This is a genomic window from Proteus genomosp. 6 (assembly GCF_040139785.1).
GTDB lineage: Bacteria > Pseudomonadota > Gammaproteobacteria > Enterobacterales > Enterobacteriaceae > Proteus.
The window spans coordinates 149,486-164,685 of record NZ_JBEEVJ010000010.1 but is presented as its reverse complement, the minus strand read 5'-3'; the positions used below and the strand labels follow the sequence as shown (position 1 = coordinate 164,685).

12 protein-coding genes and 1 tRNA gene are annotated in these 15,200 nt (G+C 39.2%); 10 read left to right on the top strand and 3 right to left on the bottom strand.

Features of this window, described 5'->3' with window-relative positions; all coding sequences use genetic code 11:
* The 5 genes from ABN212_RS13750 to ABN212_RS13730 form a co-directional block, all read left to right on the top strand.
* Positions 1 to 214, top strand: a 214-nt coding sequence (locus ABN212_RS13750; protein ID WP_349443315.1) for a hypothetical protein, incomplete at its 5' end; no start/stop codon positions are given.
* A 141-nt stretch (positions 215 to 355) separates the two neighbouring features.
* Positions 356 to 431, top strand: a tRNA-Asn gene (locus ABN212_RS13745).
* A gap of 198 nt (positions 432 to 629) precedes the next feature.
* Entirely contained in the window at positions 630 to 1,682 is a 1,053-nt protein-coding gene (gene pyrC / locus ABN212_RS13740) for a dihydroorotase (protein WP_198619819.1), read from the top strand.
* Positions 1,683 to 1,893: 211 nt separating this feature from the next.
* Positions 1,894 to 2,148, top strand: coding sequence for a biofilm formation regulator BssS (gene bssS / locus ABN212_RS13735; RefSeq protein WP_064720401.1), 255 nt, complete (start codon positions 1,894 to 1,896; stop codon positions 2,146 to 2,148).
* Between the two features lie 294 nt (positions 2,149 to 2,442).
* Positions 2,443 to 3,045, top strand: coding sequence for a response regulator transcription factor (locus ABN212_RS13730; protein WP_198619818.1), 603 nt, complete (start codon positions 2,443 to 2,445; stop codon positions 3,043 to 3,045).
* 270 nt (positions 3,046 to 3,315) lie between these two features.
* Here ABN212_RS13730 and ttrA read toward each other — a convergent pair whose 3' ends face one another.
* The 3 genes from ttrA to ttrB are packed head-to-tail and all read right to left on the bottom strand — an operon-like array spanning position 3,316 to position 8,157.
* Positions 3,316 to 6,396, bottom strand: a complete 3,081-nt coding sequence (ttrA, locus tag ABN212_RS13725) for a tetrathionate reductase subunit TtrA (RefSeq protein ID WP_198619817.1) — start codon at positions 6,394 to 6,396, stop codon at positions 3,316 to 3,318.
* Positions 6,389 to 7,417, bottom strand: a complete 1,029-nt coding sequence (gene ttrC / locus ABN212_RS13720; protein ID WP_198619816.1) for a tetrathionate reductase subunit TtrC — start codon at positions 7,415 to 7,417, stop codon at positions 6,389 to 6,391. The genes ttrA and ttrC overlap by 8 nt, the downstream gene beginning before the upstream one ends.
* Positions 7,414 to 8,157, bottom strand: coding sequence for a tetrathionate reductase subunit TtrB (gene ttrB, locus ABN212_RS13715; RefSeq protein ID WP_072068548.1), 744 nt, complete (start codon positions 8,155 to 8,157; stop codon positions 7,414 to 7,416). The genes ttrC and ttrB overlap by 4 nt, the downstream gene beginning before the upstream one ends.
* Before the next feature lie 177 nt (positions 8,158 to 8,334).
* On the opposite strand from ttrB, the gene ttrS reads away from it, so the two are divergent.
* The 5 genes from ttrS (at position 8,335) to ABN212_RS13690 (ending at position 15,164) form a co-directional block, all read left to right on the top strand.
* Positions 8,335 to 10,098, top strand: coding sequence for a tetrathionate respiration histidine kinase TtrS (gene ttrS / locus ABN212_RS13710; RefSeq protein ID WP_198630083.1), 1,764 nt, complete (start codon positions 8,335 to 8,337; stop codon positions 10,096 to 10,098).
* Between the two features lie 10 nt (positions 10,099 to 10,108).
* Positions 10,109 to 10,711: a tetrathionate respiration response regulator TtrR gene (gene ttrR / locus ABN212_RS13705; protein WP_075673842.1), complete on the top strand. Its 603-nt coding sequence runs from the start codon at positions 10,109 to 10,111 to the stop codon at positions 10,709 to 10,711.
* Positions 10,712 to 10,785: 74 nt separating this feature from the next.
* Positions 10,786 to 11,727, top strand: coding sequence for a Kdo(2)-lipid IV(A) acyltransferase (locus ABN212_RS13700; protein WP_198619814.1), 942 nt, complete (start codon positions 10,786 to 10,788; stop codon positions 11,725 to 11,727).
* Positions 11,728 to 11,999: 272 nt separating this feature from the next.
* Positions 12,000 to 13,208: a multidrug efflux MFS transporter MdtG gene (gene mdtG / locus ABN212_RS13695; RefSeq protein ID WP_198619813.1), complete on the top strand. Its 1,209-nt coding sequence runs from the start codon at positions 12,000 to 12,002 to the stop codon at positions 13,206 to 13,208.
* 420 nt (positions 13,209 to 13,628) lie between these two features.
* Complete coding sequence (locus tag ABN212_RS13690) at positions 13,629 to 15,164, top strand: peptide MFS transporter (RefSeq protein WP_099075795.1); 1,536 nt, start codon at positions 13,629 to 13,631, stop codon at positions 15,162 to 15,164.
* The last annotated feature ends 36 nt before the right edge of the window (positions 15,165 to 15,200 follow it).

The window sequence follows — 15,200 nt, the reverse complement described above, 5'->3', positions numbered from 1 at the left end:
TGTCACTGGTTCAAGTCCAGTTGGAGGAGCCAAATTTAGAAAAGCCCGCGCTATTACAGTGCGGGCTTTTTGCTTTCCACCTTCTCTATTATCAATACCTTTCTCATTTTTCTATCTATTTTATTTTTCAGAGCCCAACATGGTCTCAAATACGTTATCTCTTTATTTTTTATCTTTATTTTTAGTCTTCAGTGTGAAAAAAATAGCCATTTAAACGAGTTCACCACCTCATTATTAGATTATCTGTTTTAGAAACACACAATATGTTGTTTATCTATGCACTTAAACAAATATCGTCGATTGTCCTTTGACATATCAAATCACCCACTATATGATACACGCCACTTAATGATGTTCCTCCATAGTTCAGTCGGTAGAACGGCGGACTGTTAATCCGTATGTCACTGGTTCGAGTCCAGTTGGAGGAGCCATTTCTTTTTGTGTCACCCTCGTAACTTCTTGATTTTATTCTCTGTTTCACCTTACATAATTTCAAAAACATAATAAAAAAATACGATTAAATGGTAGCTATTTAATCGTTTTCGTATTAGCATTCGTTTCCGGCTTGACTATCTAGTCCAATCCAATCCTTGATCTTTCGATTTTCCTAAGACACACGGAGCCGGTATATGACCACTGCACAACCTATCACCCTCACTATTCGCCGTCCTGATGATTGGCATGTTCACTTTCGTGATGATGACATGCTAAAAACCGTTGTTCCTTATACCAGTCGCTATTTTGGCAGAGCTATTGTGATGCCAAACCTTGTTCCACCTGTTACAACGATTGAAGCGGCTCGCACTTACCGTGATCGCATCAAAGCGGCTATTCCTGCCAGCGATAACTTCGAACCGTTAATGACTTGCTATTTAACAGATAGCACATTGCCTTCAGAAGTAGAGCAAGGTTTCTTACAAGGTGTTTTTACTGCTTGTAAACTTTATCCTGCGAATGCAACAACTAACTCAAGTCATGGTGTATCCGATATCACAAAGATTTATCCAATCTTAAGTGTGATGGAAAAAATCGGAATGCCATTGCTGATCCACGGCGAAGTAACCGCCTCAAGCATTGATATTTTTGATAGAGAAGCACGTTTCATCGATAGCGTTATGTCTCCTGTACGCAAGCAATTTCCTGAGCTAAAAATTGTTTTTGAACATATTACAACTAAAGAAGCCGCTCAGTATGTATTAGAAGGAAATGAATTTCTCGGTGCTACCATTACTCCGCAACATTTGATGTTTAACCGCAATCATATGTTAGTTGGTGGTGTTAAACCTCACCTATATTGCTTGCCTATTCTTAAACGCAACGTTCACCAAGAAGCACTAAGAGAAGCAGTTGCATCAGGAAACTCTCGCTTTTTCTTAGGTACAGATTCAGCACCTCACTTACAGCACCGCAAAGAATCATCTTGTGGTTGTGCTGGGGTATTTAATGCACCAACCGCACTGGCAGCCTACGCAACCGTATTTAAAGAACTCAATGCATTACAACACCTTGAAGCCTTCTGTTCTCTAAATGGTCCGCGTTTTTATGGTTTACCCGTTAATGAAGGAACAATCACATTAACTGAAAAAACTGTTGAGGCTCCAGCACAAATCCTTTGTGGTAATGAAGCGCTTATTCCTTTCTTAGCGAATGAAAATATTCATTGGGATATCACTGTCGATTAATTCTCCCCCTTGATATTTATCTAAAATGCACCATATAACATTTGTTCGACTGTTAATGGTGCATTACTCTTTTATCAGAGCCAGTACACATTTTTTTGTTATAACCAAAATTTATCTTTTTAATCACGATAAATCTCGTATACTGAAAAGTAACCACTTTGTGTGGGAGCTTCTCTCTTAGTCAAAACCGGTTGTATGATTAGGAGGTATTATGAGTAGAAAAAATGAAGTTATTCAGACACATCCTGTTGTAGGCTGGGACATCAGTACCGTTGACATCTACGATGCCATGATGTTGCGTTTACATTATCTTCCTGAAAACGAACATCATCCAGAAAATGCAGTTGTAGATAAGACACTTTGGCTCACAACAGACATAGCTAAGCAGTTGATTCATATTCTTCAAGCTGGCATTGATAAAATTGAATCATCTGAAGATTCTGTTTCAGACAACACCAAACATTAATAAAAAGATCTAGAAAAGTTAGCGAACGTAAAACAGGAGTACTTGGTACTCCTGTTCTCATTTTATCTCCCTACAGTCCTCTATCACATATTATTTATATCAATATATAAACCAGCTCTTACTGCATGCAAATAATTGCCCATATTAATAAATCAACTTTCATTTAATGAAAAAATAATCATAACCTTTTTATTCGATATATCTTCAGAAAAATAATATATAAGCCGAATTGACATAAAATAAGGTTATCTTTATTTTAATAAATTAAAACAGCTACAAACAAGGAAGTTATTTGTGAAAGTATTAATTATTGATGAATGTTTTTTTACTCGTAATGGTATAAAACATTATTTTTCGAAGAGAAATCTAAGACATGAAATAATTGACATATCATCTATACAAGAAGCCAATAGTTATATTAATCACTCAATGCCAGATATTATATTTATTGATCTCACAAGATATTGTCGAGAAGTAGCACATTGCCCGCATTTGCAACTTTTTTTTATTTCAACAAGAAGCTGTCGGCTTTATCTTTATATTGATGCTAACTACCCAGACAAAGAAAGACCTATCGCATTGACAAATAACTGTTTTATCCTTCCGAAGAAGATACTTCCTTGGGTGCTTGAAAAGACATCTTTGTTCACTTCTCGATGCCAAGTTTACTTTCCGACCTATAAACATTCATTATGTTCTATTTTTAGTTCACAAGAACAAAAAATTATTAATTATTGGATGAATGAAATACCTAATCATCAAATTGCTAAAAAACTATCCATTAGTAGTAGTACAGTATATTCACACAAAAGGCATATTACCGAAAAAATTAATGTGAAAAATCGAATTGAATTATTTTTCATATATAATATTTTAAAATACATATATGAGAAATAATCCTATTACATTTCAATCAAAAAAAACAAACAGAAGAAAAAAGGAATCCAATTCCTATTATTACTCCCTGTAAATGAGGTGGCTAATATGCGTGTTGACCACCTTAAATTTATTATAATATTATGTATGTAGGATACATATGATATTAAAATAATTAAACTGATATAGCTCTATCTTATAAAAGATAAAGTAAAACTGATTTGTTATGCAATCACTTCACTCTTCTTTTAATAAAGAGTGAAGTGATTATTTAAAATACAAAATCGATAATTAAGCTATGCGCTCAATCTTAGCTGGTAAACCTTGACGCACAGATGCACCAGATACCCAATCTAACCATGTATTAGTGATTTGACGTGTTGGATCAGCAAACCCCAAATCATTAAGGTTGATACCGTTGCCAATGCCTTTATCCATCGGTAATGGTTGTTCATCTAAATAATGCTGACGAGAGCCTAACTCTTGATGCCCATATCCATGTTCAATCGCTAAAACGCCCGGCATTACGCCATCAAGTAAACTAATCTCAGCTTCCACTTGTCCACCGGGTGTAACAATGCGAACTTTATCACCATGATTAACCCCCCATTTTTTACCATCTTGAGGATTAATTGCGACTAAGTTACTCGGTTTTACCATTCTTAAACGCTGGATCATGCCTGTTGAACTACTCACCACATGAGACTTAAAGGACATTAATTTTAATGGCCACTGCTCTTCAGGATAATGCTGATGAATATCACTACCATCCGATAAACGTGGTGGATAATAAGTCGGGCAACCACTATAACGTTCACCTGTTATTGCATGATGGTTTTTAGCCACTTCTTCATTCCAGATTTGTAATGGTTTTTTCCACTGAGGTCCAGTTTCTTCACCATTCCACGCTTTGTCATAAGGGGCAAAACGACCGCCTCGTGTATAGATATAGGCAACTTGAAGAACTTCTTCATTTTTTAATGTTGATGTTATCGCAGGTAAAATACGGTCTACACCACTTAATAAAATATCTTCATTGGTTGCAGGGGCAACAGGTTTTTCCCCCATAAACGCCATATTAGCGGCAACGCGTAAATAGTAATCTTCTGCACTATTGATTGGATAGAAGTTACCCTCCATATCTTCGATTGCTTTCTCACCAAAGCCTGGCAAATCTAAGGCTTTTGCAACAGCAATACAGAATGCTTCCATTGAAATTGGCTGACCATCAGCTGTTTTTGCAACACGAGGTTCAACAATCGGCCAGCGTGCTGTACTTGCTTTAGTTTGAACACCAGACCAAGGCGCACTAAATCCCCAACTCTCAAAGTTATGCGTATCAGGAACAATATAATCTGCCAGCGCTGTTGTTTCATTCATAAAAGCATCAATACCAATAATCAAAGGTAGGTGCTTCGGATCTTTCAAGCGCTCTTCCATCACTTGGCGAATACCCGCAATCCCATAAATAGGGTTGGTCATATTCGTTATCCATGCTTTTAATGAATAAGGATAACCTGCTAATGCAGAGCCTAGCTGCTCAGTTAATTGTCCAGCAGCAAACGGATACCAAGGTGCTTTTGCTGGATATGGGGATCCCCCTTTCTCTATACGCTCACGGTATTCATCAGATTTCTCATAGGCTGCTTTGCTGCGTGATAACACCATGCCTTTTGGTTTAACTTTACCTTTAAAGCTATCCATTTTGTAACATGGCCCATCGGTTGCACCATTAAACTTACCGCCACCAACAGATACTCCACCTTTAAGGTTTAAGTTACCTATTAGCGCATTCAGCATAATCACGCTCCATGCAGTATAGAAACCATTACCGCCCATCATACCGCCATGAGAGATAACCGCCGCTTTTCGTCCATAAGCGGTAAATTCACGACCTAATGCAGCGATTGTTGTTTCTGGTACTTTACAACGCTCACTATATTCTGCCAGTGTCATACGTTTAGCCGCTTCATCAAGTAATTGGAAACTTGATTTAACCGTAACGGTAGCACCCGTTTTTAATGTCACAGTATGCGTAGCAAACAATTGTGCTTTATTAACTTGGGTCGATGGAACTAATTCACCTTCAAGTGATAAAACCAAGGTTTGCTCTTCCCCTTCTGCAACATCATTAAAATGTGCAGTTGTCAGCATTTGCCCTGACAAAGGATGTTTTTCATCACTGATCACAAGGTGAGTCGCATTCGTCCAGCTCTTCTCCCCCATATTTTTCATTGAAACTTCGCTTGGTACTGACAGATATTCTGCATTGTAGCGATTGTTTTCAATGATCCAGCGGATCATCCCCATAACTAAAGCGGCATCCGTTCCCGGTTGAACTGGAACCCAATGCCCATGATCGTTAGCTAATGTTGTTGTTAAAGGTAAAGCAGGTGCAACAACCACATAGTTAAACGAATCACGAATTCGTGCGTTAGCTAACTGACGACCTTGACGCTTAAATGGGTTACCTGATTGTGCTGGTGATGTCCCTAAAAATAGTGCAAATTCAACGTAATCCCAGTCAGGCTTAACGTGGGCGTTTTTATCTAAATCGTTCATTAACGCACCAGAGCCAGCACGGTACGCCAATCCACAATAAGAGCCATGAGCACCAAAGTTTTTACTACCAAATGAGTTTTGAGCAAAGCGACGAATAAACGTATCTCGACCATCATCACCCGCATTTGTCATTAATAATTGATTAGCTTTAGGGCCTAAAGCCGGTTGCTTTGGATCGATTAAAGTCTCTAAATCACGAATGGCGCGTAAGCCATCAACATGGCCTTCACCAAAGAGATCGCCACCTTCAACAATTTCTTGGATCAACTGCTCAAAACTAATGCGTTTCCATTTACCTTCACCGCGTTTACCCACGCGTTTCATCGGCTCAAGGATACGTGTTGGGCTATCAAGGCTTTCCATCATGGTTGCACCACGAGCACACGCCGTAGAGCGGTTTTCTAAACCACTTTCACCACCCATTTTTTCAAATGCTTCTTTAATTGGCATGTTATAGCCAAAATGATGATCATGAGAAAGTGGGTGATAAGGATTACCTGCAATACGTAAAACTTTATTATTGGCTCTATCAACACGGGCACGAACGCCGCATTGTGTCCAGCAACCAAAGCATTGCGTCATACAAACAGATTGATCTGTATTCGCTTGCCATTTTGCGTCTTTTACAACTTTACCTTCAGGTAATAACGAGTTTCCGTTGATCCTATCAAGTGTCACTTTACCTGATGTGCCATCAACTAAACCATCTATGGCACGTTTAGCAACATCACGGTAGCTGGCAGCAAATGCGGCAATACCACCGATAACTAACCCACCTTTAAGCCATTGACGTCTTGTAAACTTAGCCATGCTGCACTCTCCTGACAACCCAACGAATACTTTCTCTAAATAAAATAGTTAACGCTATCCACAATCCAAATGTACCAACAATTGCCATCAATCCATCATTACCTAGCGTAAACTCATAAGGGTTTGTAATTATGTTATATTTTGGAATGTATTGAGCACCCATCAACATCAACCAACGTAATACCCACGCAAGTCCCATTGATACAAATGCCATGATGGTAATAAACGCAACCGAACGTACTTGTTTTGCCATCAAAAGTCCCATTGCAACAGAGATACCCCATAGTGCGATAACGCCCATGGCACTCCACCAGCCAAGGCTTCCCATTACTAATTGTTCTCTAATTGCCTGACCTGAAATCGTATCGCCTGCAACCCAAAAGCCCGTACATACTGCTAATAACATCAGTGAACTCACAAACCACATTGCTAATTCACGCTGATGTACAGGTTCACGACGTGTGCCTAATGCGAGTAATGTCGGTAGTACTTGCATTGCACTAAAGAACAACAGTATTGGTAACCAGTAGGTATACAACACAGGTCTTGCTTTTAAGATAGAAGCTTCGCGACCTGTATATAACAACAAACCAATCGCAGTTAATGAGCAAGCTAATGCTACCCAACGAGTTAATTTGTATTCACGCTTCCAGACTAAACGAACGACCATCGCAGCAAAGTAAAGCATGCTAAATACTGAGAACAATGGCAGTAATAGTGATCCCCATGCCATCCAAGACCACGGTGTTGGATAAGCATAGAAGTGCCACACGCGTGCTGTTTGGTGTAAATCTGCCGTTAAAGCAAGAGGTGCTGTAATGCCAGCTGTTACCGCAATAAAGACAGCAACCGCTTCTAAACGTTGATTACCTGCACCGCCTTTCCAGCACTGCCAGCACGCATAAAGCGTTGCACTACAAGCAATACCGATAAAAAAGAAATATTGCACAGCCCAAGGTAACCAAAAATATTCTTGAGGGATCGCGATGACTTCTTGAATTTGAGAAATTTGCGGGATCATGAGTGAACCTCCTGCTGCCATAATGCGGGTTGTCCTTGACCTGCTAACGGTTGTACAAATGCATCATCGAGGCCGAGATAGAAAACTTGTGGCAATGTACCGCTTTCTGGTTTTAATACTTTAAGCTCTTTTTCATGTGTACGTAGCATTTTGCTGATAGTGCTATTAGGATCTTTCATATCGCCGATAATACGAGCACCGCCAACACAAGATTCAACGCACGCAGGCAATAATCCAACTTCAAGGCGATGTGCACAGAAAGTGCATTTATCTGCTGTTTGTGTTGAGTGATTAATAAAACGTGCGTCATAAGGACATGCTTGAACACAATAAGCACAACCGACACAACGTTCATTATCAACGACGACAATGCCGTCTTTACGTTGGAAAGTCGCTTGAACAGGACAAACTGGCACACAAGGTGGTTCATCACAATGGTTACACAATCTAGGCAGTAAGACGTTGGTTATCCCTTCTTGCCCCTTGATAGCAACCTGATATTGGTTTACTGTCGTCCTAAATTGTCCTTGAGGCGTCTGATTTTCGATGTTGCAGCTCACAGTACAGGACTGGCATCCTACACAACGGCGTAAATCAATCAGCATACCGTAGCGTTTATCTTCCGAGCCCTCACGACGCTCAGGTGATAATTTAATGCCGGCTTCAGCTAAAGGAACCAGTGAAGCACCCGCAGTAAGGACCCCTAATTGTTGTAAAAATTTTCGTTTTCCAAGATCCATATTTGTCTCCAGCATCACTCAATAACACAATCTCACTATGAGTGAAGGAAATAGAAATTAAAAAGTATGTGTTTTGTTATAAGTGCATTGTAAAAATTACTGAAGATGACACCTATTGTGGTTTACCACATACCAAGTGCGAACTTGATCCAAGACAATATTTAACATTAGATATTTATGACGATAAAACAGACAATTGGGATAAGAAACGCAGTAAGTATCGGGTTATTGCTGCTCTTTTTTGTACTTCCTCTACAAGCCACAGCAAAAGAGTGGACAATCGGTGTTTTAGCACTACGTGGTGATGCGTCCACTCAAAGACACTGGCATCCACTTGTTGATACATTAAATGAACAATTTCCGTCAGAAAACTTTGTGTTAATGCCATTAAATCTGGAGGAGATGAAATTAGCAGTTGCGAAGAAAAGTGTTGATTTCTTACTCACAAATCCTGCGCAATTTATTCAATTAGATAATGCATTTCCATTACGCTGGTTGCTCTCTTTACGTTCTGGCTATGAGCCTGATAACACGACACGAAATGTCATTGGTAGCCTAATTCTCGTCCGTAACGATAGCCCGATTACTTCTGCACATGAATTAATCGGAAAACGCGTTGGCGCCATTGCCCCTGATGCCTTTGGCGGCTATCTTTTAGGTTACAAAGCGCTACGAGAAGACGGAATTGATCCTGATAAAGATTTCACATTGCGTTTCACGGGTTTTCCGGCGGATGCTTTACTTTATCTATTACGAGATGAGGATATTAATGCGGCAATTATTCCCGTCTGTTTACTGGAAAATATGGATAGCGAAGGGCTTATTCGTAAAAGTGATTACCGCCCCTTGATTTCCTATCAAACCAATACGCCATGTTTAACCAGTACACCGCTCTACCCTAATTGGTCATTCGCAGCACTAGATACCGTACCTGATGAACTTGTTGATAAAGTCACTCGCGTTTTACTCACCGATGATAGTAAACCGATGAAATGGGGAGCCCCTGCTTCACATACACAAGTTGAAAAGCTATTAAGGGAAGTCAACCAACATCCTCGCCAAAGACAGCTTTGGCAAGATGCGCAAAGTTGGGCTATTCAACACCAATTTATTATTGGTCTTTCATTGGCGGCTATCCTTTTTCTCATCCTAAACCAAGTCTGGATCAGCTATTTAGTTAGGCGTCGTAGTCGCCAACTGGAACACGCTCACAATCGATTAAGACAGCAAAAGGAAGAGTTAGAACACGCTCAACGCTTAAATATATTGGGAGAAATGGCATCAGGATTTGCTCATGAGCTTAATCAGCCACTTTCTGCTATTAAAAGCTATGCGCAAGGGAGCGTTATTCGCCTCAAAAGAGAGAATGAATCGCACCCATTGCTACCTGCATTGCAACAAATAGATAAGCAGGCGCAACGCGGCGCTGATATCATTAGAAATCTACGCTTATGGGTTGGAAAACAAACACCTAATACTGATACCATTTTGCTTTCTCATCAAAGTATTGCAGAGTGTATCCAACATATTTGGAAGCTTTTACGCGTAGAAGACAAATACCCACAGGTTTCACTGATCACCCATATTGATGAACATGATACCCTGTGTTTACCCGAAACATTATTAGAGCAAATTTTATCGAATTTAATCACCAACAGTCTCCAAGCTGGCGCTAACGAACTAAAAATTAGCACCCATAAGGCTCCTGATAGGTTACTTATAGTCATTGAAGATGATGCAGGTGGAATGAGCCACAGCCAACTTGAACAGCCCTTTTCCCCATTCCAAACAACAAAAACGGAAGGACTTGGGTTAGGTTTGGTGATTTGCCAACGTTTATTGCTTTCTCAAGGTGCTGATATTCATATTGAAAACCAAAAGAATGAACAAAATAAAGTTGGAATAAAAATCACACTTATTTTCCCTAACAAAAATAAATAACGGAGAAAAAATGCCAACAATTCATCTTGTTGATGATGATCTTGCTGTCACTGATGCTTGTCAGTTTTTATTAGAAAGCTTAGGTTATTCAGCCCATGTCTGGAATGATAGCGAGTTCTTTATCAACAATGTCAATCTCTATCAGCAAGGTGTTGTATTGTTAGATATGAGAATGCCAAAACCCGATGGCAGGCAAGTCCACCAGCATTTAATTGATAAGCACAGCACCCTTTCTGTGATTTTTTTAACTGGTCATGGCGATATCCCCATGGCAGTTGAAGAGATCAAAAAAGGAGCTATCGACTTTCTACAAAAACCCGTTGATAGCAATGCGTTGTTATCTGCTTTAGATGCAGCATTTCTTGAAACCAATACGCGTTTTACCGCACATGATATTCGTCGCCGTTATGCTTCATTAACCCCAAGAGAAAAAGACATTGCCTATTATGTTATTCAAGGATTAATGAACCGAGAAATTGCGGAAGTTGCTTGTGTTTCAATAAGAACTGTCGAAGTTCATCGAGCAAAAGTGATGGACAAAATGGCAGCTAAAAATATTGCCGAATTGGTGACGGCATTACAAGGTATCGAAATAATTTCACCTAATTTATGACAAAATTTCTTATCTGCGATAAAAAGTGTCACAATATAAGATATTCATTGGAAAAATAGTAAATAGATAGGCTTATGATAAAGTCACCTCCATTTAAAAAATCATTTTTGCATCCTAAATATTGGCTGACTTGGTTCGGGATCGGATTACTCTATATTCTGGTTCTCCTTCCTTATCCTGTCATTTATTGGCTAGGTACGCGCCTAGGCCGTTTTTCAAAAGTTTTTTTAAAAAAACGTGTCCAAATAGCGGAACGTAATCTTGAACTCTGTTTTCCACAGATGCCAAAAAGTGAACGAGAAGCCTTAGTTAATAAAAATTTTGAATCTGTTGGTATGGGATTATTCGAAACGGGTATGGCGTGGTTTTGGCCAGAGTGGCGTGTCAAACGTTGGTTTAAAGTCAGTGGGCTTGAAAATATCAAAAAGGTTAAAGGCTCAGGACAAGGGATCTTACTTATTGGGATCCATTTTCTGACACTAGAGCTTGGTGCTAGGATTTTTGGTATTTGTAATCCTGGCGTTGGTGTTTATCGCCCTAACGATAATCCCGTTATGGACTGGCTACAAACATGGGGTCGATTACGTTCTAATAAATTTATGATTGACAGAAAAGATGTCAAAGGCATGATCCGTAGTTTAAAAGCAGGTGAAATTATTTGGTATGCACCTGACCATGATTATGGTCCTCGTAAAAGTGTTTTTGTGCCTTTGTTTGCAGTTGATAAAGCGGCAACAACAACGGGAACTTATATTCTGGCAAAAACGAGCAAGCCCGCATTAATTCCATTTACCCCAAAACGCTTACCTGAAGGCAAGGGTTATGAATTAATTATATCGCCACCTGTTGCTGATTTTCCTACTGATAATGAGGAAAATACCGCGAGAGCGATGAATAAAGTCGTTGAACAAGAGATTTTACGCGCGCCAGACCAATATATGTGGTTACATCGTCGCTTTAAAACTCGCCCAGAAGGTGACGCTTCCTTATATAACGAAATAAAGAAAGTACACTAACGACAAAGTGGCTGTTTTGAAATAAAACAGCCACTTTGTTATATTGCAATACACTGAAATAACAATAATAAAATCAATAACAGCATAAGCTGTAAACTCCTGCAAAACACATTATAAGAGCAAGACCTATCGCACTTATTCTGTATCATGGCTATATTCTTATTCATCATAAAATAAGAAAACCGACTCGTTGTTGCCACGCCCAACATCGCTACGGTTATTGTCAGCCTATTTTCTTGGTTTACTCTCTCGTTCTCGGCTAAAGGAGTAACATGGATCTCAAGCCCCGAAATAACTCTTGGAAACGTAATCTCTATATTGTCTGGTTTGGCTGTTTTTTAACTGGCGCTGGTTTTAGTTTGATCATGCCCTTTCTTCCTTTATATGTAGAAGAACTGGGTATAACCGATCACGAAGAGCTTAATCTTTGGACAGGTGTTGCATTTAGTATTACTTTCCTTTTTTCTGCCATTGCAGCACCTTTTTGGGGGAAATTATCAGATAGAAAAGGTCGAAAATTAATGCTGTTACGTTCTGCCCTTGGTATGGCGATTGTGATGGTATTAATTGGGTTTGCTCAAAATATATGGCAATTATTAGTATTGCGAGCCTTGCTGGGTATATTAGGTGGCTTTGTTCCGAATGCAAATGCGTTAATTGCCACTCAGGTTCCAGTTAAAAAAAGCGGCTGGGCATTAGGAACACTTTCAACAGGTGCAGTGAGTGGCGCATTAATAGGTCCTTTAATTGGCGGTATGCTTGCCGATCTCTATGGTTTACGTCCTGTCTTCTTTATTACTTCTGCCGTTTTATTTATTTGCTTTTTAGTCACCCTCTTTTTTGTCAGTGAAAACTTTACACCTGTTTCTAAAAAAGACGCACTGACCACCAAACAAGTATTCTCATCACTTAAAAATAAAAGACTCGTTGTATGCCTATTTTTCACTACGATGATCATTCAAGTAGCAACAGGCTCCGTTACGCCTATTTTGACACTTTATATTCGTGAATTAACAGGTTCAGTTAGCAACCTTGCCTTTATCAGTGGTGTTGTCGCCTCTGTACCTGGTATTGCTGCACTTATTAGCGCACCTCGTTTTGGTAAATTAGGTGACCGAATTGGTCCTGATAAAGTCCTTCTTTTTACCCTCGGACTCTCTATTTTTATGTTAATTCCAATGGCACTGGTCAGTAGTTATTGGGAACTTGGCGCGCTACGTTTTTTACTTGGTGCGGTCAACGCAGCCATGTTACCTGCGGTACAAACGCTTATTCTTTATAACATTACCCCTGCTATTGCGGGTCGAATTTTCAGCTATAACCAAGCACTAAGAGATGTTGGAAATGTTACGGGACCGTTAATGGGGGCTTTTGTCGCTGCAAGCTATGGATTTAGAGCTGTTTTTTATTTCACCGCAGCCGTTGTCTTTTTTAATCTAATTTATTCTTGGTTAAGCTTTAGAACACCACAAGAAAAGTAGTCAAAAAATCTACAAATTAGATTAGTTAATAGTTTTTTTTCTTCAAAAAATTACACTTTTACATTTAAAGGCTTAATTGTTATTTTTTTTATTCTATTTTTTGTAATTTATTGTTTATTAAGAATATTCTCACCCCCTACTTGTTAAGACCTATAAAATTTTCTTGTCCTCTTTTTTCAAAAAATTGCAAGGTTAACTATTGCAAAATGAGATTTTTATCGACTTTTGCACCAAAAAATGGTTTATAAAGTATTAAATATACTTTTAGTCACTAAATTCTGACAAAAGTATGTTAAAAATATATTAATTAAATGCAGTGGATATTGATAACAGAATGAAATAATTTTGTTTCACCACTAGCTGATATTTTGTTCTTTTTACTTGCAAACGACCTGTAGAGGTTTTTTTTGGGAATTTAAGATGCAATCTACTCACTCAAAATCTAGCCGAACTTTCTTTGGCCACCCATATCCATTAAGCTCCCTTTTCTTCACCGAAATGTGGGAACGCTTTTCTTTCTATGGTATTCGCCCATTATTAATTCTATTTATGGCGGCAACCGTTTATGAGGGTGGCATGGAAATCCCCAGAGAGCAGGCATCTGCTATTGTGGGTATTTTCGCAGGCGGTGTTTATTTAACATCGCTACCAGGAGGTTGGCTGGCTGATAACTGGTTAGGTCAGCGCCTAGCTGTATGGTATGGCTCTATCTTTATTGCATTAGGGCACCTATCCATCGCACTTTCAGCGTTTTGGTCACAAGATCTGTTCTTTATCGGTTTATTACTGATTGTATTGGGTACAGGGCTATTTAAAACCTGCGTAACTGTGATGGTAGGAACCTTATATAAAAGGGATGATACTCGCCGTGATGGTGGATTCTCCTTATTTTATATGGGTATCAATATGGGCTCATTTATTGCACCACTCATCACGGGTTTCTTAGTGCGTGATTATGGCTGGCATTGGGGCTTTGGTATCGGTGGGATTGGTATGCTTGTTGCGTTACTGATTTTCCGCTTTTACGCAGTACCGACCATGCGTCGCTTTGATAGCGAAGTCGGTTTAGATTCAAGTTGGGATCGCCCAACCGTCGTTCGTCGTAATGTCGGTCAATGGATCTTAGCGTTATCTGTCGTTCTTATAGCAATTGTTGGCCTTATTATTTCTGGTGTTATTCCTTTTAACCCAGTTGTTGTGGCTAACTTTATGGTCTATGTAATTTCAGGTAGTGTTATCGCTTATTTTATCTATTTATTCCTATTTGCTGGATTAAGTAGTAGTGACCGTTCTCGCTTATTTGTTTGTTTCCTCTTATTGGTTTCAGCAGCCCTTTTCTGGTCTGCATTCGAACAAAAACCAACATCATTTAACTTATTTGCCAACGACTATACTGACTTAAACTTTATGGGTTTCGAGATCCCAGCAGTTTGGTTCCAGTCTGTTAACGCCCTGTTTATTATTATTCTTGCACCTGTATTTAGCTGGTTATGGCCAATGATGGCACGTAAGAATATGAATTTAAGCAGTATGACTAAGTTTGTGATTGGTATTTTATTTGCAGCGGGTGGCTTTACCGTCATGATGTTTGCATCTGAAAGCGTTATTGCAACAGGACAAGGCGTTTCACCTCTTTGGTTAATTGGCAGTATCTTATTACTGACATTAGGTGAATTATGCTTAAGCCCAATTGGTCTTGCCACTATGACTATTTTAGCGCCTGCTAAAATGCGTGGTCAGGTGATGGGATTATGGTTCTGTGCAAGTGCATTAGGTAATTTGGCAGCAGGTTTAATGGGTGGAAATATCCGTCCAGACAAACTGGATGTAATGCCTGATTTCTTCTCTCATGTTTCTATCGCTCTGGTTATTTGTGCTGTTGTTCTTGCTGCACTGATTATTCCAGTTCGTAAACTTTTACAAAGTGCAGATAGCAAAGAGAAAGCACAAGCTTAATCTAATGCGTTAATTATTAAAGCCATGTCTAATTAC

What these genes read in the sequence shown, in the direction of transcription:
- pyrC (WP_198619819.1), top strand. Translation starts at nt 630, where the DNA reads ATGACCACTGCACAACCTATCACCCTCACTATTCGCCGTCCTGATGAT.
- bssS (WP_064720401.1), top strand. Translation starts at nt 1,894, where the DNA reads ATGAGTAGAAAAAATGAAGTTATTCAGACACATCCTGTTGTAGGCTGG.
- ttrA (WP_198619817.1), bottom strand. Translation starts at nt 6,396, where the DNA reads ATGGCTAAGTTTACAAGACGTCAATGGCTTAAAGGTGGGTTAGTTATC.
- ttrC (WP_198619816.1), bottom strand. Translation starts at nt 7,417, where the DNA reads ATGATCCCGCAAATTTCTCAAATTCAAGAAGTCATCGCGATCCCTCAA.
- ttrB (WP_072068548.1), bottom strand. Translation starts at nt 8,157, where the DNA reads ATGGATCTTGGAAAACGAAAATTTTTACAACAATTAGGGGTCCTTACT.
- ttrS (WP_198630083.1), top strand. Translation starts at nt 8,335, where the DNA reads ATGACGATAAAACAGACAATTGGGATAAGAAACGCAGTAAGTATCGGG.
- ttrR (WP_075673842.1), top strand. Translation starts at nt 10,109, where the DNA reads ATGCCAACAATTCATCTTGTTGATGATGATCTTGCTGTCACTGATGCT.
- ABN212_RS13700 (WP_198619814.1), top strand. Translation starts at nt 10,786, where the DNA reads ATGATAAAGTCACCTCCATTTAAAAAATCATTTTTGCATCCTAAATAT.
- mdtG (WP_198619813.1), top strand. Translation starts at nt 12,000, where the DNA reads ATGGATCTCAAGCCCCGAAATAACTCTTGGAAACGTAATCTCTATATT.
- ABN212_RS13690 (WP_099075795.1), top strand. Translation starts at nt 13,629, where the DNA reads ATGCAATCTACTCACTCAAAATCTAGCCGAACTTTCTTTGGCCACCCA.